Origin of the sequence: Providencia sp. PROV188 (assembly GCF_027595165.1) — a bacterium.
GTDB lineage: Bacteria > Pseudomonadota > Gammaproteobacteria > Enterobacterales > Enterobacteriaceae > Providencia > Providencia lanzhouensis.
In genome coordinates, this window is sequence record NZ_CP097291.1 from 856,164 (window position 1) to 881,446 (window position 25,283).

The 25,283-nt window shown below is 41.1% G+C and carries 24 protein-coding genes; 14 read left to right on the plus strand and 10 right to left on the minus strand.

Annotated elements, in window-relative coordinates:
- Positions 1 to 25: 25 nt before the first annotated feature.
- The 3 genes from hpaE to M5X66_RS03755 are packed head-to-tail and all read right to left on the minus strand — an operon-like array spanning position 26 to position 2,891.
- Positions 26 to 1,492: a 5-carboxymethyl-2-hydroxymuconate semialdehyde dehydrogenase gene (gene hpaE, locus M5X66_RS03745; protein ID WP_006657319.1), complete on the minus strand. Its 1,467-nt coding sequence runs from the start codon at positions 1,490 to 1,492 to the stop codon at positions 26 to 28.
- Entirely contained in the window at positions 1,492 to 2,259 is a 768-nt protein-coding gene (locus M5X66_RS03750; RefSeq protein WP_108479481.1) for a fumarylacetoacetate hydrolase family protein, read from the minus strand. Before M5X66_RS03750 ends, hpaE begins: the two co-directional genes overlap by 1 nt.
- Before the next feature lie 2 nt (positions 2,260 to 2,261).
- Positions 2,262 to 2,891, minus strand: coding sequence for a fumarylacetoacetate hydrolase family protein (locus tag M5X66_RS03755; protein WP_036954023.1), 630 nt, complete (start codon positions 2,889 to 2,891; stop codon positions 2,262 to 2,264).
- 461 nt (positions 2,892 to 3,352) lie between these two features.
- Here M5X66_RS03755 and hpaR point away from each other — a divergent pair, with 461 nt between their 5' ends.
- Positions 3,353 to 3,805 carry a homoprotocatechuate degradation operon regulator HpaR gene (gene hpaR / locus M5X66_RS03760; protein ID WP_036954025.1) on the plus strand — a complete coding sequence of 151 codons (453 nt, stop codon included), beginning with the start codon at positions 3,353 to 3,355 and terminating at the stop codon, positions 3,803 to 3,805.
- Between the two features lie 375 nt (positions 3,806 to 4,180).
- Here hpaR and M5X66_RS03765 read toward each other — a convergent pair whose 3' ends face one another.
- The 3 genes from M5X66_RS03765 to cptA all read right to left on the minus strand — a co-directional run bounded on the left by M5X66_RS03765 (position 4,181) and on the right by cptA (position 9,083).
- Entirely contained in the window at positions 4,181 to 6,187 is a 2,007-nt protein-coding gene (locus tag M5X66_RS03765) for a BCCT family transporter (RefSeq protein ID WP_036954027.1), read from the minus strand.
- A 525-nt stretch (positions 6,188 to 6,712) separates the two neighbouring features.
- Positions 6,713 to 7,168 carry a hypothetical protein gene (locus tag M5X66_RS03770; protein WP_036954029.1) on the minus strand — a complete coding sequence of 152 codons (456 nt, stop codon included), beginning with the start codon at positions 7,166 to 7,168 and terminating at the stop codon, positions 6,713 to 6,715.
- A 205-nt stretch (positions 7,169 to 7,373) separates the two neighbouring features.
- On the minus strand, positions 7,374 to 9,083 hold the full coding sequence (gene cptA / locus M5X66_RS03775; protein ID WP_036954031.1) for a phosphoethanolamine transferase CptA: 1,710 nt from the start codon (positions 9,081 to 9,083) through the stop codon (positions 7,374 to 7,376).
- A gap of 368 nt (positions 9,084 to 9,451) precedes the next feature.
- Between cptA and M5X66_RS03780 the strand changes: the two genes are divergently transcribed.
- From M5X66_RS03780 to M5X66_RS03805, 6 genes are all read left to right on the plus strand, one after another.
- Positions 9,452 to 10,630, plus strand: a complete 1,179-nt coding sequence (locus M5X66_RS03780) for an ion channel (protein ID WP_036954033.1) — start codon at positions 9,452 to 9,454, stop codon at positions 10,628 to 10,630.
- Between the two features lie 33 nt (positions 10,631 to 10,663).
- A complete protein-coding gene (gene ccmA / locus M5X66_RS03785; protein ID WP_154634508.1) occupies positions 10,664 to 11,281 on the plus strand; it encodes a cytochrome c biogenesis heme-transporting ATPase CcmA in 618 nt (205 codons plus the stop codon).
- Complete coding sequence (ccmB, locus tag M5X66_RS03790) at positions 11,281 to 11,946, plus strand: heme exporter protein CcmB (RefSeq protein WP_036954037.1); 666 nt, start codon at positions 11,281 to 11,283, stop codon at positions 11,944 to 11,946. The genes ccmA and ccmB overlap by 1 nt, the downstream gene beginning before the upstream one ends.
- A 68-nt stretch (positions 11,947 to 12,014) precedes the next feature.
- Positions 12,015 to 12,401: a thioredoxin family protein gene (locus M5X66_RS03795; RefSeq protein ID WP_154600409.1), complete on the plus strand. Its 387-nt coding sequence runs from the start codon at positions 12,015 to 12,017 to the stop codon at positions 12,399 to 12,401.
- Positions 12,389 to 13,210, plus strand: coding sequence for a sulfite exporter TauE/SafE family protein (locus M5X66_RS03800; protein ID WP_270103884.1), 822 nt, complete (start codon positions 12,389 to 12,391; stop codon positions 13,208 to 13,210). The genes M5X66_RS03795 and M5X66_RS03800 overlap by 13 nt, the downstream gene beginning before the upstream one ends.
- Before the next feature lie 261 nt (positions 13,211 to 13,471).
- Positions 13,472 to 14,476: a LacI family DNA-binding transcriptional regulator gene (locus M5X66_RS03805; protein WP_036954043.1), complete on the plus strand. Its 1,005-nt coding sequence runs from the start codon at positions 13,472 to 13,474 to the stop codon at positions 14,474 to 14,476.
- Between the two features lie 58 nt (positions 14,477 to 14,534).
- Here the strand turns inward: M5X66_RS03805 and M5X66_RS03810 are convergent, their stop codons facing one another.
- The 4 genes from M5X66_RS03810 to M5X66_RS03825 all read right to left on the minus strand — a co-directional run bounded on the left by M5X66_RS03810 (position 14,535) and on the right by M5X66_RS03825 (position 19,280).
- Positions 14,535 to 15,506: an ABC transporter permease gene (locus tag M5X66_RS03810; protein ID WP_036954045.1), complete on the minus strand. Its 972-nt coding sequence runs from the start codon at positions 15,504 to 15,506 to the stop codon at positions 14,535 to 14,537.
- Between the two features lie 10 nt (positions 15,507 to 15,516).
- Positions 15,517 to 17,001 (minus strand): sugar ABC transporter ATP-binding protein, encoded by a 1,485-nt coding sequence (locus M5X66_RS03815; RefSeq protein ID WP_036954047.1) that lies wholly within the window; start codon positions 16,999 to 17,001, stop codon positions 15,517 to 15,519.
- A gap of 174 nt (positions 17,002 to 17,175) precedes the next feature.
- Positions 17,176 to 18,036: an ABC transporter substrate-binding protein gene (locus M5X66_RS03820; protein ID WP_414153954.1), complete on the minus strand. Its 861-nt coding sequence runs from the start codon at positions 18,034 to 18,036 to the stop codon at positions 17,176 to 17,178.
- A gap of 170 nt (positions 18,037 to 18,206) precedes the next feature.
- Positions 18,207 to 19,280, minus strand: a complete 1,074-nt coding sequence (locus tag M5X66_RS03825; protein WP_036954051.1) for a zinc-binding dehydrogenase — start codon at positions 19,278 to 19,280, stop codon at positions 18,207 to 18,209.
- A gap of 555 nt (positions 19,281 to 19,835) precedes the next feature.
- On the opposite strand from M5X66_RS03825, the gene M5X66_RS03830 reads away from it, so the two are divergent.
- The 7 genes from M5X66_RS03830 (at position 19,836) to M5X66_RS03860 (ending at position 25,243) form a co-directional block, all read left to right on the plus strand.
- Positions 19,836 to 20,396, plus strand: coding sequence for a LemA family protein (locus tag M5X66_RS03830; RefSeq protein WP_036954053.1), 561 nt, complete (start codon positions 19,836 to 19,838; stop codon positions 20,394 to 20,396).
- Positions 20,397 to 20,417: 21 nt separating this feature from the next.
- A complete protein-coding gene (locus M5X66_RS03835; RefSeq protein WP_230082537.1) occupies positions 20,418 to 21,461 on the plus strand; it encodes a hypothetical protein in 1,044 nt (347 codons plus the stop codon).
- 1 nt (position 21,462) lies between these two features.
- Positions 21,463 to 22,005, plus strand: a complete 543-nt coding sequence (locus M5X66_RS03840) for a LemA family protein (protein WP_036954057.1) — start codon at positions 21,463 to 21,465, stop codon at positions 22,003 to 22,005.
- Positions 22,002 to 22,388, plus strand: a complete 387-nt coding sequence (locus tag M5X66_RS18655) for a hypothetical protein (protein ID WP_108479470.1) — start codon at positions 22,002 to 22,004, stop codon at positions 22,386 to 22,388. The genes M5X66_RS03840 and M5X66_RS18655 overlap by 4 nt, the downstream gene beginning before the upstream one ends.
- A gap of 825 nt (positions 22,389 to 23,213) precedes the next feature.
- Entirely contained in the window at positions 23,214 to 23,840 is a 627-nt protein-coding gene (locus M5X66_RS03850; protein WP_108479469.1) for a fimbrial protein, read from the plus strand.
- Positions 23,841 to 23,897: 57 nt separating this feature from the next.
- The gene (locus tag M5X66_RS03855; RefSeq protein ID WP_108479468.1) at positions 23,898 to 24,557 is read left to right on the plus strand and encodes a fimbrial protein; all 660 of its coding nucleotides are present in this window, start codon (positions 23,898 to 23,900) and stop codon (positions 24,555 to 24,557) included.
- A 35-nt stretch (positions 24,558 to 24,592) separates the two neighbouring features.
- Positions 24,593 to 25,243: a hypothetical protein gene (locus M5X66_RS03860; RefSeq protein ID WP_108479467.1), complete on the plus strand. Its 651-nt coding sequence runs from the start codon at positions 24,593 to 24,595 to the stop codon at positions 25,241 to 25,243.
- Positions 25,244 to 25,283: the final 40 nt, after the last annotated feature.

The following is a 25,283-nucleotide window of genomic DNA, read 5'->3' on the forward strand; positions in this document are numbered from 1 at the left end:
TGAAGAATAATGGTATTTCAATAAATTACACACCCCAGCGTGGGATGTTGTGGTCGCCGTAGGAGATACAAACGTTCTTCATTTCGGCGAAGACTTCGAAGCTATACTCGCCGCCTTCACGACCCACGCCAGAGGCTTTTACGCCGCCGAATGGTTGACGTAAATCACGGACGTTTTGGGTGTTAACAAACACCATGCCCGCTTCGATATTGCGAGAAAGACGCAGGATCTTGCTGACATCTTGAGTCCAAATATAAGACGCCAGACCATACTCAACATCGTTCGCCATACGCAGACCATCTTCTTCGGTCTTGAATGGAATTAAACAAGCGACGGGTCCGAAGATCTCTTCTTGAGCCACACGCATGCGGTTGTCCACATCCGCCAGAACCGTTGGGCGTAGGAAATGACCATTTTTCAGATGAGCTGGCAGATCCGTTGGTTTGTCTGGACCACCCGCTAACAGAGTTGCACCTTCTTCCATACCAATACGGATATAACCAGATACTTTGTTCCAGTGCTGTTGGCTGATCAGGGCGCCCACTTGGGTTTTTGGATCGGTAGGGTCGCCGACGATCAGGCGATTTGCACGCTCAGCAAAGCGTTTCACAAATTCTGGGTAAATGCTTTCTTGGATGAAAATACGTGAACCCGCGGTACAGCGCTCTCCATTGATAGAGAAAATAGTGAACAGCGCGGCATCCATTGCACGTTCAATGTCGGCATCTTCAAAAATCAGAACCGGAGATTTACCGCCTAATTCCATTGAGTATTTTTTCAGACCCGCGTTTTGCATAATGGCGCGACCAGTTGCGGTGCCTCCTGTGAAGGAGACTGCACGAACGTCATGGTGTTTTACCAGAGCGTCACCCGCAGTAGCACCATAACCTTGCACCACGTTCAGTACGCCCGCAGGGATACCCGCTTCAAGGGCTAATTCACCTAAACGGTTTGCAGATAGCGGAGACAGTTCAGACATTTTCAGAACCGCGGTATTACCCAGCGCTAAACACGGTGCTGTTTTCCATGTTGCGGTCATAAATGGCACGTTCCATGGCGAGATTAACCCGCACACACCCACTGGCTGGATCAGGGTGTAGTTCATCATTTTGTCGTCAACCGGATAGGTGCGACCATTCATTTGCTGGCAAATTTCAGCAAAGAATTCAAAGTTGTGTGACGCGCGAGGGATCAGAACGTTTTTAGTTTGGTGGATAGGTAAACCGGTATCGTTGGTTTCCATCTCAGCAATTTGCGGAACGTTTTCGTCGATCAGCTCACCTAAGCGGCGCATTAAGCGTGCGCGCTCTTTCATTGGCGTGTTTGCCCACTTAGGGAAGGCTTCTTTTGCAGCGGCAACCGCTTGGTTTATTTCGTCTTGACCGCCGGATGCCACTTCCGCTAATACTTCACCCGTTGCTGGGTTAGTGGTTTCGAAATACTCTTTGCTTTCAACGTTTTTGCCGTTGATCCAATGGTTAATCTTAGTCATCACACTCGCTCCTCATACTCTTTTTCGCTGATAATGGTATTGATCAGCCTGCCCACACCTTCAACTTCAACGATCACTTCATCACCTGGAACCACATCAGACAGCCCTTTTGGCGTGCCCGTTGCGATCATGTCGCCTGGTTGCAGTGTCATAAAGTCACTCAGGTAGGCAATTAAAAATGGGATATTAAAAATCAGATCCGCGGTGGTGCCTTTTTGACGCAATTCACCATTAACGTAGGTGTACAGTGCGAGGTTGTGTGGATCTTTAATATCTGATTTGTCTACCATCCATGGGCCGATTGGCGTCAATGTATCGCGGCTTTTTACGCGTAGGTTTGGACGGTAGTAGTTCTCTAAATAGTCACGGATAGCGTAGTCATTACACACGGTGTAACCCGCGACGTAATCCATGGCATCTTCTTGGGACACTTTGTGAGCCGCTTTGCCAATAATCACCACTAGCTCAGACTCATAGTGCATATATTCAACATTGTCTGGGCGAACGGATACTTGGCGGTGACCTGTTAAGCTGTTTTCAGCTTTGATAAAAATCAGAGGCTCTTCTGGTGGCTTAAATTCTAATTCAGTGGCGTGGTCGGCATAGTTCAGACCCAACGCGAATAAAGTACCTTGTGCAGGTGGTAGCCATTCAACATCTGCGCTATCGCCAGAGATCACGTTGCCATTTGGCAGTTTGATAGCTTCGTTGTCACCGACAGTGACGGAATACTCAGTGCCTTGATAACGAATTTTTGCGTGTTTCATGATTATTGTCCTCCTGCCGCAACAACGCTGTTCTTGAGGCTTGGGAAGCCAGCTGCTTGGATCTCAACCTGATCACCCGGTTTGATGGTGACGCGCTGATGAGGAGTGCCCAGTAAAATCACGTCCCCTTGTTTTAGGGTTGCGAAGTCGCTCAATGCAGCCACTAATTCGCTTGCGCTACGAACGAGATCCTTGGTTGACCATCTGTCAGCTTCTTTGCCGTTAATCAGTGTCACTATCTCAACAGGTGAAGATAACGACGTTTTCACTAACTCGCCGATTGGGCAGAAAGTATCACGGCATTTTGCTTTAATCGCAGGGCGGTAGAAGGTGTCTTCTGGCAGGCTAACTTCATTCGCCAGTGCAAAGCCAGCAATGAACTCCAACGCATTTTGTGCAGTCACTTTGCGTGCATCTTTACCAATCACCAGCGCCAGCGTTGCACCGCTTTGTACTTCTTCACCAGCAGGATGCAGGATGTTATCCCCGGAATTAATGCGTGTATTACGCGGCTTAATAAACCACACAGGTGTTTTCGGTGGGGTTTTATAAGGGGCTTGCTGGAACGCCTCGAGCCAATGATCAAGTTGGCTTTGATGGTTGAGGGCAACGGCAAAAACAGTGCCTTTCATTGACAACTCCTTATTAAAGAGATCGATTCTGAGTAATTATTAATATATTAATAAAGTATTATTTTGTAATAAGCAATAGCTTTATGGAAATGTTAATTTTAATTGTGATCTTATTAACATAATAAAGGGGTCTTCATGTAACTGACTGTATATAATGAGTTTATTATTTTTTTAACTTTTAAAAATTTACAATATATTAACTTTGATTTTTTGATAAAATTTATTTACTCATTAATATTTTGGTGTTTTTCTTTGTGATTGTTAGTACTGCATGCTACTCTTGCATTTAAGATAATTGAGTGTGTTGCAGTTACCCTATGATTTATTGCTAACCCTAAAGCGACGTTAAAAACCGTCGCGTTAAAAATGGCAGCGTTAAAAATGGTAACCAGCACGGAGGCTGACTAACCCCCGGTAGTGGGTGTTTCATAACTTTAAATAGCGTGGTGAGTTTTAAGCTTATGCATGAATCATTGACAATTGCATTATTACAGGCGCGAGAGACCGCAATGGGCTTCTTTCGACCGATATTAAAGTCCTATAATTTGACCGAACAGCAATGGCGTATCATTCGCGTGTTAGCGGATAATCGCTCTATTGATTTTCATGAATTATCAGTGCAAACCTGTATTTTGCGTCCAAGCTTAACGGGGATTTTGACTCGTATGGAACGCGAAGGGCTTATTTTCCGTTTAAAGCCATTGAATGACCAACGTAAACTGTATGTCTCACTGACCCCTACAGGGCAAGAGTTGTATGACAAGGCACGTCAGGAAGTTGAAGAGGGTTATCAAAAGATTGAACAGGCTTTCTCTCAAGAGAAAATGCAGCAACTGACGGCTCTGCTGGATGAGTTGATTGCGCTGGAGAGCCCGGATTATAGTAGTATTATGGATAGAAGCAAGACAGCCTAAATACTCGTCATACTTTGAACCGCAGCGTTGTTGGTTGCGCTCAGCTACTCGGGTCACATACTTGTGTATGCTCCCCGAGATAGCTTCTCTTACCGCCTAGCCGCAATTCAAATTATTTAGAGTATAACTTTTTTCATACTTTGAACCGCAGCGTTGTTGGTTGCGCTCAGCTACTCGGGTCACATACTTGTGTATGCTTCCCGAGATAGCTTCTCTTACCATCTAAATACTCGTCATACTTTGAACCGCAGCGTTGTTGGTTGCGCTCAGCTACTCGGGTCACATACTTGTGTATGCTCCCCGAGATAGCTTTTCTTACCGCCTAGCTGCAATTCAAATTATTTAGAGTATTGTTTTTCTGGCATATTTTAGTGATCACTTGCCGAGCAAGTGCAAGAAGTGAATATGTTTTTCATACTGGTCGAGGATGTCATGAATGATCTGCTCTTTCGCCCAGCCCATCACGTCGTAATCCTGCCCACCTTCTTTTAAGTGAATTTCTGCGCGATAGTATTTTTGCTCTTCACTGCGCTCTTCATCACTGTCTGTTCCCATACCTGCCAGGGCAAAGGCCGGCTGAATATAGTAACGTAGGCGAACTTCGTATAAAAAGTTCATATCTTCGCCTAAATCCACCTCAAATCCGATCCTATCGTCTTTATCGGTATGGATATGGCAAACCGTGCCTTGCTTGGCGAGCTCCTCAGAAACCATCTCCATGGATGGTTTCACGGACTCTTCCATAAAGCGTTTTACATGAGCGCGTTTCGGGAAATAGACAATATTACGTAAGCGGCGCTGCCACGGAATCGGGTTACGGCTTGCTGTTGGGGCGATAGTGGCTAATTGCTGGCTATCACGCTTATAGGCATCCACTCGTAACGCTTTGAATAATCCATAAATGGAGACAAGCAGAACAGCGGCGAATGGCAAGGCACTAGCGATGGTTAAGGTTTGCAGCGCCTGCAATCCTCCCGCCAACAGCATGGTGATTGCCACAACACCCATTAATCCAGCCCAGAAAATACGTTGCCAGACTGGCGTATCGGAATCGCCACCCGAGGCGAGGGTATCGACCACCATGGCACCGGAGTCTGCGGAGGTGACAAAGAATACCACCACCATCAACATGGCGAAGAAAGATAATACTGTTGAGAACGGGAAGTAAGTTAGAAATTCAAATAGGGCGAGTGACACATCCGATTGCACCGTTTCTGCCAGTCGGGTTGCCCCTTGGTTTTTGATTAAATCAATGGCGGTATTACCAAAGAACGTCATCCACATTAGGGTAAAGCCCGCAGGAACAAACAGAACGCCAGTGACAAACTCACGAATGGTACGACCGCGAGAAATTCTTGCGATAAACATCCCAACAAATGGTGACCATGATAACCACCAGCCCCAATACAGCAGCGTCCAACCCCCTAGCCAATCACTGGATTTAGGTTCGTAGGCATACAAGTTAAACGTTTTGCTGACGATCTCTGAGAGATATCCCCCCGTATTTTCAACAAAGGATTTTAGCAATAAGACCGTCGGACCTAAGATCACAATCAACAGTAACAACAGGAAGGCGAGACCGAGGTTCAGCTCAGATAAAATACGGATCCCTTTATCTAATCCAGAGACGACGGATAAAGTCGCGAGAGCGGTGAAGGCGATAATCAAGCCAACTTGCACGGTTTCATTCACCGGTAAACCGAACAGATGGTTCATTCCCGCGTTAACTTGCAGTACCCCAAAGCCAAGAGAGGTCGCGACACCAAATACGGTACCGACTACCGCAAACACATCGACAGCGTGACCTAAAGGACCATAAATTCGGTCACCAATAATGGGATATAGGGCTGAGCGCAGGGTAAGTGGCAATCCGTGGCGATAGCTGAAAAAGGCCAGAATCAAGGCGACAATGGCGTAGATAGCCCAAGCGTGTAATCCCCAATGGAAGAACGTCAGGCGCATGGCTTCTTTGGCGGCTTCTACGGTTTGCGGATCCCCTACTGGTGGATTGAGATAGTGCATGACGGGCTCGGCAACGCCGAAGAACATCAAGCCGATCCCCATTCCAGCGGAGAACAACATGGCAAACCACGAGACATAGCTGAAGTTGGGCTGTGCGTGATCAGGACCTAATTTTATCTGTCCATAACGCGAGAGTCCCAGATAAGTCACACTCAACAAAATGATGGCTACAGCGAGAATGTAGAACCAACTGGCGTTGTTAAATAGGTTCTTTTGAAGATGACTTAGATGAGATTCTGCCATTTCAGGCATTAAGGCGGCAAAACCGACGATAAGCAGAATAATGATAGCCGAACTGTAAAACACAGGGGGGCTGATTTTGGTGCGTACTTTTTTGTTTTCAGTCACGTTTTGACTCATAACGACCTTCTTTGATTTTTATTTTATTTTTTGCATACCAATCTTAAGGGGGCATGCGGCGAGCTGTCCTTCTGAATGAAACAATAGGTTATTGCGAAAGGGTTTCCCTATAGGAAACGAAATAGAAAGAACAATAAAATGGCTAAATTGTGAGCGTTGATAACGATGATTTATGGCTGAATTATCAACAAAAATTGGTAAGTGGTGACCCCCTTTGAACCCTGTGATGAACAAAAAACGAAAGGGTATACTGCCATGGTAGGCATTAATGATCAACCTAAGCGGTAAAATGAAAATAAACATAGGGTGTAAATTTCATGTTATTTATCAATTCATTGTTTATTTATCTTACTGTATTTTGGTGTTATTTATGGAAATGTAGCCAAGTGAGCAAAAGAGATAATTATGTGGCTAAAAATAGCCTTAAAGCGGGCTAAATAGCAAAATGAATTAACGCTTATGCGCATAAAAAAAGCAGACAATATCAGTCTGCTTTGGAATGAAAAAAGGGGAAAATGCGATGATTTATTTCTTCGCATCATTCTCTGATTTTAACGCTTCGGTTTTGTCTTTAGCGTCAGTGGCGAGTTCGTCAGCCTTGTTAATGGCATCCGTTTTCATGTCTTGCGCTTTTTCTGAAAACTCACTAGATGCTTTGTCATACTGTTCTTTGAGTTTATCGGCCGAGTCAGATGCGTCTTGTTTCAGCTCATCCGCTTTTTTCTCACCTTGGTCTGCTAACTCTTTGGCTTTGTCTGAGAGTTCAGATGCTTTGTCTGAAGCATCGTTTTTCACATCTTGCGCGGTGGCTTTTGCGCTATCAGATAACTCAGTCGCTTTTTGCTCAGTCGCATCTTTTAACTGGGTAGCTTTTTCTTCGACTTGTTGAACCGCATCGTCTTTTTTTGATGAGTCATCGCAGCCAGCGACAAGGGTTAAAACGCCAGCAACAACAAGAGAAGAAATGATTTTATGTTTCATTATTAATTCCTTAACAGGTCATGTTAGAAAAATACTAATTAAACGGTAAATTCATTTGGGGCTAAAATACCGACATAAACACATCAAAATGTAGCACACGAAATGGAAAAAGATCCATGTGGCGTCTGTAAAGATGTGTGGAAAGGTACTTGTGTGGGAAGGAGAGAGCGCAAGTGAGTAAACACCCACTTGCGCTGATTGAGGGTTATTTCTTTAAGTCGTCATACAGCATCATGGATGCTTTATTTTCTGGGTCACCAATCCAACGAGGTTGTGGTTGGTACTCATTGTTAATCAGACTTTTTTGTGGCTCAAATCCGGTGTACTTGAAACCTGCCAAATCAGACCATGTATAGATAAAATCCATATTGCTGTATGGGCGAGCGGTTTTATCTTTCAAGTCAAATTGATGAGTCTGTAACCATTCTGGCGACTGCCATACTAAGAATGGAACGTTGTACATCACTTTGCTTGGCTTGCCTTCACTACGACCTAACATTTCATGTGGCGGCGTGTCGTAAACATCTTCACCATGATCGGAGAAGAAGACTAAGAAACCATTTTCTTTTGAAGAATCGAAATCTTTAATCAGCGTAGAAACCACATAGTCATTGTAATGCTGAGCATTATCATAGGCATTGTAATCTTTGATTTGGTCGCCTTTTAAGTTGGTTGGCACTGGGCTATTGCTATCGGTGAAGATGGCTTTATCTTCAGGATAACGGAACTCATAGCGCATATGGGTACCCAACAGGTGCACCACAATAAATTTCTTCTCAGCAGGATCAGCTAAGGCTTCTTTGAATGGGTCAAGCACCACGTCATCATAAATACGGGAGCTTTGCGCCATATCGTTGTTCAAATAATATTGCTTATCGGTTTGACGAGAGAACGCCGTTAGCAGCGTATTTCGCTCGGTCATGGTTTGCTGATTGGTGATCCAGAATGTTTTAAAGCCCGCTTGCTTCATCATATTCATAATCGATGGGCGGGAATTAAACAGATCAGGCTCAGTTTCTGAAGCAAAAGTTAAAATCTGTTGCAACGCTTCGATGGTATAAGGGCGTGGCGTGACCACATCATTAAAGACCGTCAAATTGTTTGGATACTGTTTTTCCAGTTGATCAAGCTCTGGCGTTGTTTGACGAGAATAGCCATACAAGCTCATTCTGTCGCGGCTGGTGGATTCACCAATCACTAACACAAACGTTCTTGGGGTATTGCCATTGGCATCAACAAAGTTTTCTAACGGTGGAATTTTGCTGTTGTCGCGGATTAATTCTTCCATGTTTGCCAGCTGGTTCTTATACAGGAAGTAACCACTTACAAACTGCCATGGTGCGGCATACGCTAATTTACTGTTAACGTAGGAAACGACGTTCTCAAAAGGGCGTTGCTGTTTGATGGCTTTGTTGTAGTAAGGCACACCAAATAGCACGATCAGAACGAGCGCGGACACAATCACACGTCCAGGTACTGGCAACGTGACAGGTTTTAAACGTGTCCATAGGAAAATAGCGCCGAGGGTGTAAGCCAAAATCACCGCAATCACTTTAAAGCTCAGATATTGGCGTAAGAATTCACCCGCTTCGTTGGTGTTGGTTTCGAACATCACAAACATCACGCTTTGGGATAATTGATGCCCATACACCACGAAATAAGCAAGAGCGACGACCGAGGATAGCCATAAAACAATCCCGATTAAGCCTGCTACTAGTTTGATTTTTCTAGGGAAAAATAGTGCGGGAACGAGCCAGAGTGAGCTATAGAGTAGAGAATCTCTTAACCCGATGGTATTACTTTGCCCGGTGATAACCACATACAGCTGTAATAAAGATGAAAAATACCAGAAAAATATTAGCAGCCAGAACAAGGACATCCAGCTAAACTTTCCTGCTTTTATCGAATTAACCATAAATTTTTAGCTCTTAATTATTAGTTTCGTTAAGTAACAATCAAAACATAGTCGAAAAATCGTTTTTTAGATAGATAGTTATCGAGTAAGTTCAAATTATATTAAGAATGTGTTTACTGTTTTATTGTTTATTGTAGATGCAGATAAGAACTAATTTATTACATTGTTTATCAATGATTTTTAAATCATTTATAAATTTTTCTTTTTGGCGCTCATTTAATGATTAACCTATTAAGAAATGAGGCTTTCCTTCACATTTTTCATTTATTGCATAAGCAATGGAATTGATATTATTCTTTGTTAATCTATTAGCTAGAAATACTGATGGCATTTAATTGATAGGGGATGCTTAATGCGAGGCATAAACGATGCTAGATAACGCCTTTGTGGCTTTTTTGAAATCCGCTTTAGCCGTGAGAATTCTGCTCTCCATTTTGATTATTGTTGATGGCGGGCTCATCTTAAAGCCCATCTTAAGTGCTTACACGGACTATATCGATTGGCGCCAAAGTGGATTTACCGAGTGGTTAAAATCCTTAGGGTTTATGAAATTGCTGGATATTCCCCGCTTCTTATTGGGTATCTCGCTTATCTTTCTTTCGCTATTTATGATCAATGGCGCGCGCATTGCATGGGTTTTCGCACTCTTATTATTGGCAATCATTGCCTTTGTTGACTTAAAAGTGGCGACGGAACATGTGCGACAAGGTTATTTCTCTTTTGGCTTGTTTGTCGCATTAACACTCTTTTGGAAACTGTACCCTCGACACAGTATCAGTAGCGCGGGGTTTGTGGCGCTCACCTGTATTATTTCATTATTGCTCTATTCCATTTTCGGTACGCTGTATATCGGCGATGAATTCTTACCCGTTGTGAAGGATGGCACCACGGCATTTTATTTTGCGCTGGTGTGTATGACGACCGTAGGGTTTGGCGATATTGTTCCTGTCACCCTGGATGCTAGGGTCTTTACGGTGACTGTAATTATCTTAGGGATCACCATTTTTACTACCTCCGTAGTGTATGTGGTAGGCGTATTAGCCAAAGGTACCAAAGAGATTGTTCGCAAGAGGTTTTCATATATGAAAAATCATTATGTGGTGATTGGTAGTACACCGATGGCGGTTAACGTCTATCAAGCACTGAAAAAACGGGAACTGCCTGTCGCCGTGATTTGCCAAGAAAGTCACCGCAGCCACTATCCCGAAAAAGATAATATCGTGACAGGAGACCCAACGGACTCCGCTTTATTGGCAGAAGCCAATGTGAAACAGGCGAAATGTGTGCTGATCATGACCGATAGTGACTCGTTAAGTACCTTTGCCTTGCTCGGTGTAAAAGCGCAATCGGGTAGTAAAAGCGAAGCAAAAACCGTGGTATTGGTTAACCAAGAATCAAACATGGATAAAATCCGTTTGCTGAACCCGGATATGCTGTTTTCACTCTCGTCCCTTGGCTCGGAAGTTTTGATGCAAGTGCTTTGCGGTGAAACAATTTCTAATGACAGCATTAGTGATATGCTGCTGAACAAAATTACAAAAAGCTAGCGACCTCACGGATGTTAAAAGGAACTCAGCCCCATGTTAAGTGCGGATAAAATTACCTGCCATCGACAAAATAGAACGCTATTTCGGCAGCTGGATTTTTCGGTTATGCCGAACCAAATTTTGCAGGTAGAAGGACCTAACGGGGCAGGTAAAACCACACTGTTACGCATGATGGCTGGGTTATTAAAGCCGGATGAAGGTGAAATTTTATGGCAGCAGCACTCCATTGAAAAACTTAAGGAAGAGTTTACTCGCCACTTGCTGTATCTAGGGCATAAACCGGCTGTAAAATCACTGTTAACCCCCTATGAAAACCTGAAGTTTTATTACCAAATGCACCACCAAGAACCTGAAGGCGACAAAGTTTGGTCTGCGCTAGAAGAAGTCTCTTTGATGGGGTATGAGGATATTCCTGTCGGGCAGCTTTCAGCAGGGCAACAGCGCCGAGTCAACCTTGCCCGCTTATGGTTAAGCGATGCGCCACTGTGGATTTTGGATGAGCCATTCACGGCGATTGATGTGGCGGGGGTAAATCGTTTAACTGAGTGTTTTCATCAACATGCAGAGCAAGGTGGCATGATTTTATTTACGTCGCACCAAGCGATGACAGGGCACTTTGGGACATTAAAACTGACAGGTGGGTACGAGTGATGTTTTGGCTATTAATAAAAAGAGAGCTTAAAATTGCCTTTCGTAGCTTCTCCGAATTGGTTAACCCACTGTGGTTTTTCTTAATCGTCATCACGCTTTTTCCATTGAGCATTGGACCTGAACCGCAATTATTGGCACGGATCTCTGTGGGGATTTTTTGGGTTGCCGCCATTTTATCGTCGTTGCTTTCGTTAGAACGTTTATTTAAAGATGACTATCTGGATGGCTCGTTAGAGCAATTATTACTGGCACCACACCCTCTGTTTATCACGGTTTTAGCCAAAGTGATTTCCCACTGGCTAGTGACGGGACTGCCTCTGGTGCTACTGTCTCCTGTTGCAGCGGTAATGTTATCAATTAATGGCGACACATTATTGGTGCTAGCGGGGACGTTACTGCTAGGAACGCCAGTATTGAGCTTTATTGGTGCGATTGGTGCTGCGCTCACCGTATCATTAAAAAAGGGGGGCGTACTGGTCAGTTTACTGGTGCTACCGCTGTATATTCCGGTGTTAATTTATGCGACGGGCACGATGGAAGCATACAGTTTTAATATGCCTCTTGGCGGATATTTTGCGATCCTCGGCGCACTATTTGCCGCAAGCATCACCTTTTCTCCGTTGGCAATTGCTGCCGCATTGAAGATCAACGTGAGTAACAGCTAGGGGAGATTTTTTCCAATTGAGCTGATACAGTCGGTGATGTGATGCTCAGTGTAAAAGGAAAAAACGTCATGCCCGCTGTTCCCTTCATCAGTAGCGATAATTTTAGCCGGCTGTTATCTGACCCGATGCAGCCGAGCGGGCAATGGGCGTTAATCTATTTTTGTGCATCATGGTGCCAGCCATGTAAGAGCATGCAGCCTATCTATTTACAACTCACGGATTACTTTTCTGATAATGGTACGCACTTTGGCGGTCGTATAAATTTTGGTGGCAGTATACATTTTGGAATAGTAGATATCGCTCAATCTCCGACAATAGCCCCTCAGTATGGAATTAAATCCGTGCCTTCCATTGCGCTTTTCCATGATTCTCGTCTTGTGGATTTAATGGCAGGGGAATATCGACTTTCACAGCTGATTACTCAAATAGAAAATAGGTTGCTATGTTCACATTGATATTAGAAGGTTTGGTGATTGGCTGCCTATTAGGATTAACGGGCGCTGGTGGTGGTATTTTAGCGGTTCCTGCCTTGATGACATCTCAAGGATGGGGCGTTGCACTCGCCGCACCAGTGGGGTTATTGGCCATTACATTGGCGGCATTAGTTGGTGCTATTCAAGGGCTTATTCAGCAGAATATTCGTTATAAAGCAGCTATTTGGATTGCGTTAATTAGCATTCCTACCGCGAAATATGGCGTTTATTTAGCACAAATTGTTTCACCCCAATGGCTGACTTTAGCATTTAGTCTCGTGATGCTGGTGGTTGCATATCGTATTGTTTTTAAGAAAGTAATTAAAGATGATGATGCTCCGTGCAAAATAAACCAGCAAACAGGAAAATTTATTTGGAATATCAAAACGGCATCTATATTAGGGGGAATTGGATTAGTTGCTGGATTACTGACGGGGCTATTAGGTGTAGGCGGCGGGTTTATTATTGTGCCTGCAATGAAAAAGTTCACCAATTTAAACCTTAAAAGCATTATTGCCACCTCGCTGATGGTGATATTCCTCATTGGCAGCATTAGTATTTCAATTAATATATTGAATGGTTTTGAATATCCATTAGAGGTGAGCGCAACTTTTATTTTAGCCTGCGTTTTAGGGCTGGTTGTTGGGCGTTTTTTGATTGGCTATATCCCTGTTAATATTGTTCAAACTATATTTGCATTATTGGTTGTTTTTGTTTCATTTTATTTGTTATATTCAATTTTTATTTTTATTTTTATAAAAAATAATGGAATCCCCAGTTTTTTAATATAATAACTTCATTTCCACTACTCATTTATTAGTGGTTTTTCAGTTATTTTACTTTTAAAATATTTTTTTATATTTGGCTTGATTCAAATTGAGAATATTAGGCATAAGATGCTATTGGTTTGATGTATAAGAAAGAAAACTGATTTATCTTCAATGATAAACAGGTATAATGGATTAATCGCAATTCTTATTCAGCAGCGACATCAACAGGACACGCTATACCCTACCAAATACAATAATCATTACAGGTTGACTAGCATAAATATGACTAAACAAGATAGTTCAACAACCATCATTGATATCGCCAAACGCGCGAATGTGACCGATATTACGGTATCTCGAGCTTTTAATCACCCAGAATTGGTAAAAAAAGAGACGCGAGAAAAAATACTCGCTATCGCGCAAGAATTAAATTATGTCCCCAATGTATTTGCTCGGAATTTAAAGAATAAAAATAGCCGCATTATTGGGGTTGTTACGGACAGTACCTTTAACCCGTTCTATGTTGTATTAATCCAGACGGTTTCCCGCTTAGCGAAAGAGAAAGGGTATCAGGTGATGATCTTTGATACCGATAGCGATGAAAAAGCCGAGCAAACGGCTATTGAAACCTTAGTCAGCTATAAGGCTAGCGGTATTTTACTTTCGCCTGTGCGTGACGATAAAGCCTATCAACCGAGTTATTTATCACTGATTGATCAGCATAAAGTCCCTCTGGTTTTTGTTGACCGTTCTATTTATGGCAAAGATTACCCTGGGCTATTTTTGAAGAACTTTGAAATCGGGGCATTAACCGGTAAATATCTCAATCAGCAACGCAGCGAAAATACCTTAATTGTCTCAGGGCCTGAGCATTCTGAAATTAGTCTTTCACGCTTAGCGGGTATTTATGATCAATTTACTAACCGTAAAAATATTCATGTCCTGTACAGTAGTTATATTTTTAGTAAGAAAGATGAAGAGTATTTAAGAGAAAAAATAAAAGAACTCTATACACCCAATATGTATATCGTGGGCTTAAACGGAATTATTACCGCGGGGATGTACAAAATTATTTCTGAACTCGGATTATCTTGCCGTTATTTCTCGGTGGACTTACCGCCTTATGCTGATACTTATCATTTATCGATTTCAGGCGTTCACCATGACTCAGTTTATTTAGGTAAACGAACAGCGGAATTACTGTTTGCAGAGATAGAAGGTGGTACCACTAAAGAAACGGGTTCCAAGCAAATTTTCGTCAATGGAAAACTTGTGACTTACGATTAAAAAAATAAGGATTTCATCATGAAATCCTTATTTGTTGTTTTTCGTAACAGCGTGAAAATCAACGCTTCATTGAGCTAATTAAGGTTGCGCCCCAGATAATTAGGCCTTTTACAATATATTGAACGTACGGTGAGATACCCAGAAGGTTCAAGCCATTGTTTAGTACACCTAAAATCATTGCGCCGATCAATGTGCCGATGATCATCCCGCGACCGCCTGCGATAGATGCACCACCCAAAACGACTGCTGCAATAGCATCAAGTTCAAAACCGACACCGGCATTAGGCTGACCGCTCATAACGCGAGAGGTAAAAATCAGTCCGGCAAATGCGGCAGTGAAACCACTGATGACGTACACCAACATTTTATAGCGCTCAACGCGGATACCACTTAAACGCGCCGCCTCTTCGTTACCGCCAATGGCATAAATATAGCGGCCGAATGGAATATGATTAAGCACCACATAAAAAATCAGATACAGACCTAGCATTAATAGGATAGGTACCTGAATTCCCATCAACTCTTCACGTCCCCAAAAAGCAAACTCTTGAGGTAAGCCAGAAATAGGGTAGCCACCGGTGTAAATTAGCGCTAAGCCTTTCGCAATAATCATGGCGCCTAAGGTCACGATAATTGGCGGCATTTTACCGTAAGCAGTTAAAATCCCATTAATAAATCCAAACGCGATACCAGATAACAGACCCAGAGCAATGGCAATGGAAGGATCCATACCATAATATTTCATTAATCCAGCCATCAATGTACCGGATAGCGCCATCACCGCCCCAACGGAAAGGTCGATCCCTCCGGTTAAGATGGCAAATGTCATCCCGATAGCAATGATTGCATTAATAGAAACTTGGCGGGCAATAGTAGATAAGTTATTTACCGTTAAAAAATGCTCATTAAAAATGGACATACAAGCAAATAAAATAATTAACCCAACGAGAGGTAAAAATGCCGGTATCTTGGTTAATTTGGCAAAATTAAATTTATTCTTCGCCAGTGGAATTGTACTTTGGTTAGACATAGTCATGATCCTATATAATATTGCCGGCCGCATGTAACATAATCTGGGTTGAGTTAATCTCGTCCCCACTTAATTCAGCAGCAACTTCACCATCTCGAAACACCAAAACTCGATCGCTCACGCCAATAACTTCAGGCAGCTCTGAGGAAATCATAATAATTGAGATCCCTTTTTCGGTAAGTGAACGCATTAATTGATAGATTTCTGATTTTGCTCCGACGTCGATACCCCGTGTAGGCTCATCGAAAATAAGAATTTTGGCTTGTTTATTTAGCCAACGTGCAATCACCACTTTTTGTTGGTTTCCACCGCTAAGCGTTGAAACCGCTGTATCTGCTTCTGGTGTTTTAACTTTGACTTGCGAAATTAAATCAAGAGATAACAAATGTTCTTTTTTATTTTGAATTAAGAACAGTTTTTGAGCGTGGTTATTTAGCCAAATATTTTCTTTAACTGAGAATGGCAAAACCAAACCTTGGGTTTTACGGCTTTCAGGTAAAAGTCCAATGCCTAACTGGAGCGCTTGTGCCGCAGATTTCATTTTGACTTCTTGCCCCTCTAGAACCACTTTTTTCTTGTAGGCTTTATCCGCGCCCATCATGGCGAGAATATTTTCAGTGCGGCCAGAGCCGACTAAGCCTGCAAGACCGAGGATCTCGCCTTTTTTCAATTGAATGCGATTGGTTGGGCTAGAAGCAAACCGCTGAATTTGAGCGTCTAGAATGACCTCTTGTCCATCAAAATGACGTTTTGGCGGGTAGATATTTTCGACTTCACGACCCACCATCATTTCGATGATCACATCAAGGTCGGTATCATCCACCTTACGGGATCCAATATATTGACCATCTCGCAATACGCTAATGGTGTCGCAAATTTCATAAATCTCTTCCAAGTGGTGAGAGATAAAGAACATGCCGACGCCTTTTGCTTTCAGGTCACGCATCACATCAAATAGGTGATTGGCTTCTTTGGGGGTTAATGTTGCCGTTGGCTCATCTAGTACCAATATTTTGGCATCCAGAGAAAGCGCTTTGGCAATTTCCACAAATTGTTGTTCAGCAATACTTAAATGGCTAATGGGTTCATCAATATCAATATTAACGCCCAACTCAGATAGGATTATCTGCGCTTTTTCACGCATCAGCTTTCTATCTAATAAGCCAAATTTATTTTTAATTTCCCGGTTTAAAAAGATATTTTCAAAAGCATTTAAATAAGGGATTAACGAAAACTCTTGGAAAATAATACCGACGCCCGCTTTAATGGCATCACGATAATTATGGAAGGTGTACTCTTCGCCTTCGATAAGTATTTTCCCGCTATCTGGTTTATGAATTCCACACAGCACTTTCATTAGCGTTGATTTACCCGCACCATTTTCACCCAGCAGTGCGTGTACCTCTCCTTTTTCTAAAGAGAGATTAATATTATCTAGCGCCTTAACCCCAGGGAAAGTTTTACTGACATCTTTTAATGCTAACAATTGCATCATGTTGCTTCCCTTATTTTCTTTACCGCTTAAAAATGGGTAACAAAGCGAGTTGGAAAGTGAAATGCTTTCCAATAAACAGAGTGTCATTCATTTTTATTAAGAGTATTGCGCCGGGGAATAATCCGTAGGCGCAATACCGAGTTCGACTTATTTATTTACTTTGTTAATTGCTGATTACCAATGGAAATCTTTAGCATTGGTTTTATCGATTAACTTAACATCCAGAGGAACTTCTTTAGGTACGTTAGCTCCCCAGTGTTTTGCTAAGCCCATGGCTAAACCAATACGTACTTGGTCACGTGGGAATTGTGCGGAAGTAGCGATAAACGGTGAATTACCTTTGGCAATTTCAGCGACGGCTTCAGGAGAACCATCAACACTCACCAGTTTCACATCACGACCTGCAGATTCGATTGCCGCTAATGCGCCTAAAGAACCCACATCGTTCACACTAAAGATACCATTCAAGCCAGGGTTAGCTTGCAGCATGTTTTCAGTGACGTTCATCGCAGTATCACGCTCTTGTTTACCGTTTAATTTGGTCACAATCTTGATGTTTGGATACTCTTTCATGGCGGCTTCAAAACCACGAACACGCTCAAGGATTGGCACGACAGGGATACCATCAAGGATAGCCACTTCGCCTTTACCACCTAATGATTCACCTAAACGTTTACCCGCCATTAGACCTGCTTCGTAGTTTTTAGAACCCACGAATGAGTCGATTGGACCGTTAGCTTGTGCATCGATTGCAATCACCACGACACCCGCTTTTTTCGCAGCTAATACAGCTGTTTCTGCACCCACGCTATCTGCTGGGTTAATCAGCAGAATATCGATTTTTTTCTGAAGCATATCTTCGATATCGCTGGTTTGTTTTGAGACATCGTGTGCCGCATCAGCGATATAAAGTTGAGCGCCCATTTCACCTGTTGCGCTTTCTAAAGCCTCTTTCATGGTCACGAAATATTCGTTATTCAGTTCTTGAAACGACATTCCGACAGAAACAGGTTTTGCTGTCGCGTTAAAAGCCATGCCCAGTGTTAAAACGCTTGCTGCAACAGCTAACTTTTTAAATTTACTCAACATAAGATGTTCTCCTAAAGAGTCTTTAGTGTTATAGGGTACTGCTAATATTTATGATTATTAATGACTTACTTTAATTATGCTGATATTGCATTTCACTATATTGCACTACAACAGCATTATGGCTTGATAACGACTTTGATAGAGTCTGCCGATTTCGCCATAACAAATGCCTCTTCCCAATCATCGATTGAGTAGAAGTGGGTAACGATATCGTCAGCACATACTAACCCGCGGCTAAATAGGTCAATGGCGACCTCGTAGCTGTATGGGCCTAAGTGAGCACCTCGGATATCTAACTCTTTACGGTCACCGATAATTGACCAGTCTACGGTGGTTTCTTTACCGAAAACGCTGAACTCGACGAAGCGACCCAGTTTACGGATCATTTCTAACCCTTGAGTCACGCCGATTGGAGCACCAGTCGCTTCGATGTACACATCGCAACCGTAACCTTCGGTCATCTCTTTAACCAGTTTGATGGCATCTTCTTTCAGTGGGTTGATCACCACGTCAGCACCAAATTTCTTCGCTAATTCAAGGCGTTCATCGATAGCATCGATAACGACTAATTTTTTCGGGGTTTTGAGTTTCGCGACTTGGATCATGCACAGACCCAGTGGACCTGCACCTGCGATAACGACAACGTCATTTAAATCGATATCACCACGACGAACGGTATGGATAGCGCAGGCCATTGGCTCGATTAACGCCGCATCTTTTTCTGAAAGCTCATCTGGAATTTTGTGAATAATGGCACGCTCAGAAAAACGCATATATTCCGCCATCCCACCATCGGCAACTTCTTTTTGGAAGCCGTAAATATCATGGGTTTCGCACATCCAATATTTGCCTGACTTACAGAAACGACACTCCCAGCAAGGCACGATTTGTTCCGCTAAAATACGATCGCCTACTTTCAGACCATATTTTTCACCAGAACCTTCGCCCAGCTCAGCGACGCGTCCGTAAAATTCGTGTCCTGGTACGACAGGGGCTTTGATCCATGGGTTTTCACCCCAGAACATTTGAGCGCCATCATTCGCTTTACAGTCACCTGCACAGATACCGCATCCATCTACTTTGATGACCACTTCACGAAATCCTGGTGTTGGTCTTTTTATCGCTTCAAAGCGGTAATCATGGGGGCCATGACATACAACAGCTTTCATTTTTTCAGGTAGGGTACTCATATTCTAATAACCTCATTCTGGATGTTGGCTATAATGTTGACGTCAACATTAAACGTCGTTTTTGTAAGTAAACCGTTCTCTTTGTAATGCTTGACGGCTAAAAATAATAATGGTGTGAGAAAAGTGATGCTCTATTGTTATAAATAAATTGTTTAGTTTTTAATATGACGACGTCGTCATTTTTGAGAGATGCTAAATAAAAAAGTGATAATTGTGATTCAAATCCTATTTTTTATTTAAGAACTCTTTTGTTTATGAGGTTTGTTTGCCAGACAAAATGCAAACTATAGTGGATGCGATGATTTTCGAAAGAGTATAATTAGTTTCGTTATTTTCAGAAGTGAAGAATCTTTGAAAAAACATTTCAGCTAACACTTTAAGGTAAAATTTGAATTTGTTTGCGTCATTAATGTGATCATGATCGATTTGGTGTAGCGTATAAATCTCTATTAATCCTTTTCTTTGCTATTTTTCCGATTGAATAAAAAGTGTTATATCGATAACTTAAATTAAATATCTTAGCATTAATGATTTTTTTAATTAAAAGGCATAAAAATGGCAACGACAATGATTGTTCTTCTGGTTTTACTGCTTATTTTAGCGGGATGGGGTATTTCTATTTATAACCGCTTGGTGAGTACCCGGAACCAAGTTAGCAATCAATTTGCCAATATTGATGTGATTTTAAAACAGCGTGCTGACCAAATTCCCCAGCTAGTCACGATAGTTGAAAAAGCCATGGAGCATGAAAAAGCGCTATTTACTTCATTGAGTGATGCTCGCCAAAATTATTTCAGTGCTAAAAATGTGAATGAAAAAATTGCTGCATCAAATGAAATGGATAAAGCGTTAAAAAGCCTCGTCGCGGTTGCTGAAAACTACCCAACGCTAATATCGGGTGAGCAATTTACCCAATTACAAATCGCACTAAGCGAAGTGGAAGATAAAATTGCTCAGCGCCGCGAAGGCTTCAATGATGCAACAACGGAATACAATACGGCGATCCAAATGTTCCCAGACAGTATTTTTGCCAATATTTTTGGTTTTACTGCGTTGCCTTTATTGGAAATCACTGAAGCTGAGAAAAAATATGATGGTATTCAATTCAAATCATAATCACCGTTAAAGGTATCATCTGTGAATATCTACTATTTTTTAGGTGCCGCATTAGGTGGCATTCTTTTTTATTTAGACAGAAAATATTCCAAAAAGCGTAGATTAAATTGGGGCATTATTCTTTTTACTGCGGTGCTATTTGGGGCATGGGAAACTATCTCGCCGAGACCTGGCGAATATGAACGTTACTTTTTCTATGCTGTGGCAGTAGGGATGGCTTTTGCGGCTAGTCGTATTGTCGTTGGAATAACGGAAAGTGCGTATGATCGCTATCAACGTTTGCAAAAGGAAGGCTCCTCCAAATTTATTGCATTATTAAAAACCCTTGTTGGCACTGCATTGGCTGGGTGTTTAACCATGGGCTTTTTTATCGATATTCGCCTCTTTTTTGTGGCTTTCGTCTTATTGTTTGTTTTCAGTTTTATTCAAAATACCCCCGAAAAACGCTTTCTAAAGTTTCAAAAGAACCTCGCAACTTCAAAAATTCGCTCAATTGCGATGGGGCTCGTAGAAGTAGAAGGGAAAATAACCTCAGGAAAGGAAGTCAAAAGTAAGTTAGGTAATCGTAGCTGTTATGGTGCTTTTTATTACGAGTACTCTATCTCTACGGATAAAGAAGGTAAAAAAAGTTATACCCTCAGAGACAGCAGTGTTCAGCTACATAATTTCACCATGACGGATGATACTGGCTCTGTGAATGTGATTTGTGACCCAGATTATTTTGTCCATACCGGATTATCCCCCCATATGGATTATGAGAGTGGCAATCGTCGTTATAAAGAGTATTTACTTGAAAGTGGGAAGAGCTATTTATTGATTGGGTCAGCGGACAGTGAGAATGGCAAAGTGGTGATCACCCGTAAAGCGCCACACATGTTATTAGGTGTTTCGCCATCAGATTATGTGACTCGCTGGAATAAATCCGCGCCAATGCGTCGGAATATTGGAGTGACAGCAATGATTGCAGCTATTCTGATTGCGCTAATATTAATGACGCCAGTGAGTTATCAAGATGGATACTTAACGCTTCATTTTAACCAAATTTCGTTATCTGACAGTGAATGATATGAATCAGATTATCTTTTGGATTTTTGTCGCGGTGATAGGCACCATTTTGGTTCGCTATATTGTGGGGATCTACAACAATATTATTTTCTTGAAAAATAATTGCGACAAAGCATTTGCCAATATTGATGTGCTCCTAAAAAAACAGGCAGATTTAATGCCACAATTAACAATCGTAGCGGAAGGGGCAATGACTCATGAAAAGCGTTTAATTAGCGAATTACTGCAAAGTCGTCAGCACTATTTATCCACGGAACAGCTCGACGTTAAAGTGGATTCCGCAAACCAATTTCGCTCACATTTAAAGCCGATTTTTTTACTGGCAGAAAAATACCCCAAGCTGATTAGCCAGCAGGCGTTATTAGCATTACAAACGTCAGCAAAAGGGTTAGAAGACCAAATTGCGGATCGCCGAGAATTTTTTAATCAAACAGTCACGTTATACAACACCAACATTCGTCTTTTCCCGAATCTCATTTTTACACTCTTATTCCGTTTTAAAGATATTCCCTTGCTGTATGTTCAACAGGAGTCTGCATCATGATCACAATTCCTTTTTCATGGTTTGGTTTCACCGATTGGTTGGTGAATAAAGGGGAGCCGGGGTTGATCGTGATGTTTGCTACGTTTGGAATGATCCCTGCCTGTATTGTTTTCACGCTAGTGATGAGAATGATCGGGATGAAGAAATTTATCGCACCCGTAGTATTGGGCATGATTAGCTCAATGTTTATCAGCATGATGGTGCTTATTCCGCTGTTATTAATTTTCCGCTTCGATAATATTCCAAAAGCGATGTTAGTTTGGATGGCGGTTCTAGGAAGCTGTATTGTCTTTTTCCTAATGAACATGGATTACATTGAGATTTGGTCATCAAGCCGAGAAGATAAAAAGAGTGTGACAGCGAGAAAGAAACGGAAAAAATAAAAGGCATTTTTTACTATTGTTTACATTATATATGACTGTTTTATAGCGTAAGTCAAAAAATAAATTATTAAACTGTAAGATAATGACTTCATAATCCACCAAATAAAAATCAGCTACTAGTATAAAACACAAGAAGTAAGTAGAAGTAGTCATATAAAGACTCTCTAAATATGACGATCGGAAGAGGTGGTTAGATAAAAGTACCATTATTACTCTTTATTGTTGTAACAACCTGGCGATGGTTTTGGTATAACTTCACAAGTTTGTATAGTTTCTTTGGTTTACTGTGTATAAGTGTGAATGGTTTATTTGGCTGTCTATCTATATGGCATTGATTTTTAACTAAATAAATTTATCTCTATATTTTTTTGTCAATTATCGACCTTTTGTTTTTACTCTGTATATGTGTTAAATTGTAATTCTTCGCTGTTAGGAACAAATAAAAAGTATATTTGATATAAAAAACTGTATTTGCATTCTTTTTATGATGATTCTAGGTTTAAATATATTCAACAGATAATCTTAAAACGAGTAATTGAGTTTACTTGCTTGTTTTCTATGATGAAACATACTGAAATACTTTGTAATAAGGCAAAATTAAATAACTTGCTTTATTTAGCCTAATTCAAATCTTAAAAATATATGCTTATAATGGCTCCATCGAGTTAATTAGGCTGATGGAGTTTGTTAGCATTAAATCGATATTGAAAATAAATAAAACCAACTAAATATCTAAAACATTCTTGTTTGAATTTTAATTTTAAAATTCCAATAGGAGGGGTTTTATTCGTTTAAATATTATTTTTATTTTATAGGATTTATTTCATGTTTAAGAGAACCGTAATTGCATTATCTTTAATTTCTGTTTCAAGCGCGACATTAGCAGCGGCACCCGTGGCTAATTTAAAAGTATCAGGTTCAATTACGCCACCAACTTGTACTATTAAAGGGCAGAATGAAGTTGACTTAGAATATGTATTTGATGTGTCACCTGGAATGTTCCCTGTTTCTGGTAATTTAGGACTTGATGCAAAAACAAATAGCATTGAAGTGATTTGTGATGCAGCAACTTATTTAACTTTCTCCTCTACTGATAACCGTGCGAGTTCTGTATTAACTGCGGGTGTATATAACTTTGGTTTAGGTCTGTTTGATACCGATAAAAAAGTTGGTTTCTATACAATCAATATGAAGAATGCAACAGTTAAAGCGGATTCTTCAAGTGCTGCTCAAACTGTCGGTATTTCGAATGGAGCAACATATGCCACAACAATGTATATTGATAAAACGAAAAAAATGGCGTGGGCAACAGCTGCAAGCACATTAAAAGCAGGGCAAATTTTTGCAGCAGACTTTGATGTAAAACCAACTCTGAGTTCCGAATTGAAAACAAGTTCGGGTGATGCTGAATTAGATGGTCATGCTACATTAGCCTTTGCTTTCTCTCTCTAATTTTTTGATTGAAATGAATAGATATAAATTTATATCTATTCATTATGGAACGGAACTATGATTAAAAAAATAACACCATTAATATTATCGACAGTGTTAATATCTCCAGCTGTATTTGCCAATACAACTGCAAATATAAAAGTATCCGGCAAAGTTGCAATGCCAACCTGTTTAATTAATGGAAATGAACAGTCAGATGTTATTTTTGAATTAGCAAAAACATCGCCAAGATATTTGAGTCAAACATCCTATACGGTATTACAATCACCGGTTAAAAAGAATGTCACTGTGACTTGTGATGCGGAGACATATTTAACCTATCGTGCAACGGATACGTATCAAAGTACGCCATGGCCAACGTCATCTGCGGATAACTATTTTTTCATAGTGCATTCGGATAATGCAGATAAATCAGTCGGTGCAGTGATGTTTGCTGTTTCCAATGTCACCATTGATTCTAAAACTGCTTTTGTTGCAAGTGATGGCGTTACAGCAAATAACACTGTCATGACCAAAAAAATACTTAATGGTTTTGGTACAAAGAGTTCAACAATATTCGCTAATAAATTAACAGCAGGAAAAGTATTTTCTGCAGATTTTGAAACCAGCGGTGTTTATATTAACTCTATTAACCAATTAACAGCAGCGGGTATCGATTTGACGTCTAATGTCGATTATCAAGCAGAGGCTGTGCTGGCTTTTAACTTTGGTATTTAATTAAATTCTAATGAGATGTATTTCTTGGGGAATATATGCGTTTATTTGTCACTCCAGTAACTAAAGCTACATTACTATTTGCATATTGTAGTCTGTTTTTTAGTGAAGCAGTTTATTCGCATACTTTTCAAAATAGAAATATTATTGAACAGGTTGAGTCACCCCCTACGTGTGAAATCGCCATCCCTGATGGCGGGCAATATCAATTTAATCAATTGCATGCTCGCCAGTTTAATGCGATTAACGCAACGGAAATACCCGAGATTACCAAAACATGGCAAGTGTCGTGTAATACACCAACTCAATTGCTTGTTCAGTTCTCGGATAACCGAAGTGATTCATCACAATTGGGAAATGAAGATTACTTTGGGTTAGGGAAGGTGAATAACCAGGGACGATTAGGGAATTACCAGCTGATACTTAACCAACCAAAAGTGGATGGTCAATCGGTTGGAATCGGTGTGGTGGAAGGTGCAGGTCCATTTCAACGCATTCAAGGAGCGGTATTAAAAGGGAAAAAATATGCATGGTTTACAAATGAAAACGTATTATCCAGTGGGAAAAATTTCACCGTTAATATAGCCGTTAAGCCTATATTAAACAGCCTTAAAGAAACCAATGGTCCAATTATTGAGGCTGTGGAATTAGATGGCAGTGCAGATATTATATTTTCATTTGGAATATAGTTTTAATTCTTAGTAGTTTATATTGGAAATAAAAATAATA

What these genes read in the sequence shown, in the direction of transcription:
- M5X66_RS03830 (WP_036954053.1), top strand. Translation starts at nt 19,836, where the DNA reads ATGGCAACGACAATGATTGTTCTTCTGGTTTTACTGCTTATTTTAGCG.
- M5X66_RS03750 (WP_108479481.1), bottom strand. Translation starts at nt 2,259, where the DNA reads ATGAAACACGCAAAAATTCGTTATCAAGGCACTGAGTATTCCGTCACT.
- M5X66_RS03860 (WP_108479467.1), top strand. Translation starts at nt 24,593, where the DNA reads ATGCGTTTATTTGTCACTCCAGTAACTAAAGCTACATTACTATTTGCA.
- M5X66_RS03840 (WP_036954057.1), top strand. Translation starts at nt 21,463, where the DNA reads ATGAATCAGATTATCTTTTGGATTTTTGTCGCGGTGATAGGCACCATT.
- M5X66_RS03800 (WP_270103884.1), top strand. Translation starts at nt 12,389, where the DNA reads ATGTTCACATTGATATTAGAAGGTTTGGTGATTGGCTGCCTATTAGGA.
- M5X66_RS03855 (WP_108479468.1), top strand. Translation starts at nt 23,898, where the DNA reads ATGATTAAAAAAATAACACCATTAATATTATCGACAGTGTTAATATCT.
- hpaR (WP_036954025.1), top strand. Translation starts at nt 3,353, where the DNA reads ATGCATGAATCATTGACAATTGCATTATTACAGGCGCGAGAGACCGCA.
- M5X66_RS03815 (WP_036954047.1), bottom strand. Translation starts at nt 17,001, where the DNA reads ATGATGCAATTGTTAGCATTAAAAGATGTCAGTAAAACTTTCCCTGGG.
- M5X66_RS03805 (WP_036954043.1), top strand. Translation starts at nt 13,472, where the DNA reads ATGACTAAACAAGATAGTTCAACAACCATCATTGATATCGCCAAACGC.
- M5X66_RS03755 (WP_036954023.1), bottom strand. Translation starts at nt 2,891, where the DNA reads ATGAAAGGCACTGTTTTTGCCGTTGCCCTCAACCATCAAAGCCAACTT.
- ccmB (WP_036954037.1), top strand. Translation starts at nt 11,281, where the DNA reads ATGTTTTGGCTATTAATAAAAAGAGAGCTTAAAATTGCCTTTCGTAGC.
- M5X66_RS03765 (WP_036954027.1), bottom strand. Translation starts at nt 6,187, where the DNA reads ATGAGTCAAAACGTGACTGAAAACAAAAAAGTACGCACCAAAATCAGC.
- M5X66_RS03780 (WP_036954033.1), top strand. Translation starts at nt 9,452, where the DNA reads ATGCTAGATAACGCCTTTGTGGCTTTTTTGAAATCCGCTTTAGCCGTG.
- hpaE (WP_006657319.1), bottom strand. Translation starts at nt 1,492, where the DNA reads ATGACTAAGATTAACCATTGGATCAACGGCAAAAACGTTGAAAGCAAA.
- M5X66_RS03810 (WP_036954045.1), bottom strand. Translation starts at nt 15,506, where the DNA reads ATGTCTAACCAAAGTACAATTCCACTGGCGAAGAATAAATTTAATTTT.
- M5X66_RS18655 (WP_108479470.1), top strand. Translation starts at nt 22,002, where the DNA reads ATGATCACAATTCCTTTTTCATGGTTTGGTTTCACCGATTGGTTGGTG.
- ccmA (WP_154634508.1), top strand. Translation starts at nt 10,664, where the DNA reads ATGTTAAGTGCGGATAAAATTACCTGCCATCGACAAAATAGAACGCTA.
- M5X66_RS03825 (WP_036954051.1), bottom strand. Translation starts at nt 19,280, where the DNA reads ATGAGTACCCTACCTGAAAAAATGAAAGCTGTTGTATGTCATGGCCCC.
- cptA (WP_036954031.1), bottom strand. Translation starts at nt 9,083, where the DNA reads ATGGTTAATTCGATAAAAGCAGGAAAGTTTAGCTGGATGTCCTTGTTC.
- M5X66_RS03795 (WP_154600409.1), top strand. Translation starts at nt 12,015, where the DNA reads ATGCCCGCTGTTCCCTTCATCAGTAGCGATAATTTTAGCCGGCTGTTA.
- M5X66_RS03770 (WP_036954029.1), bottom strand. Translation starts at nt 7,168, where the DNA reads ATGAAACATAAAATCATTTCTTCTCTTGTTGTTGCTGGCGTTTTAACC.
- M5X66_RS03850 (WP_108479469.1), top strand. Translation starts at nt 23,214, where the DNA reads ATGTTTAAGAGAACCGTAATTGCATTATCTTTAATTTCTGTTTCAAGC.
- M5X66_RS03820 (WP_414153954.1), bottom strand. Translation starts at nt 18,036, where the DNA reads ATGGCTTTTAACGCGACAGCAAAACCTGTTTCTGTCGGAATGTCGTTT.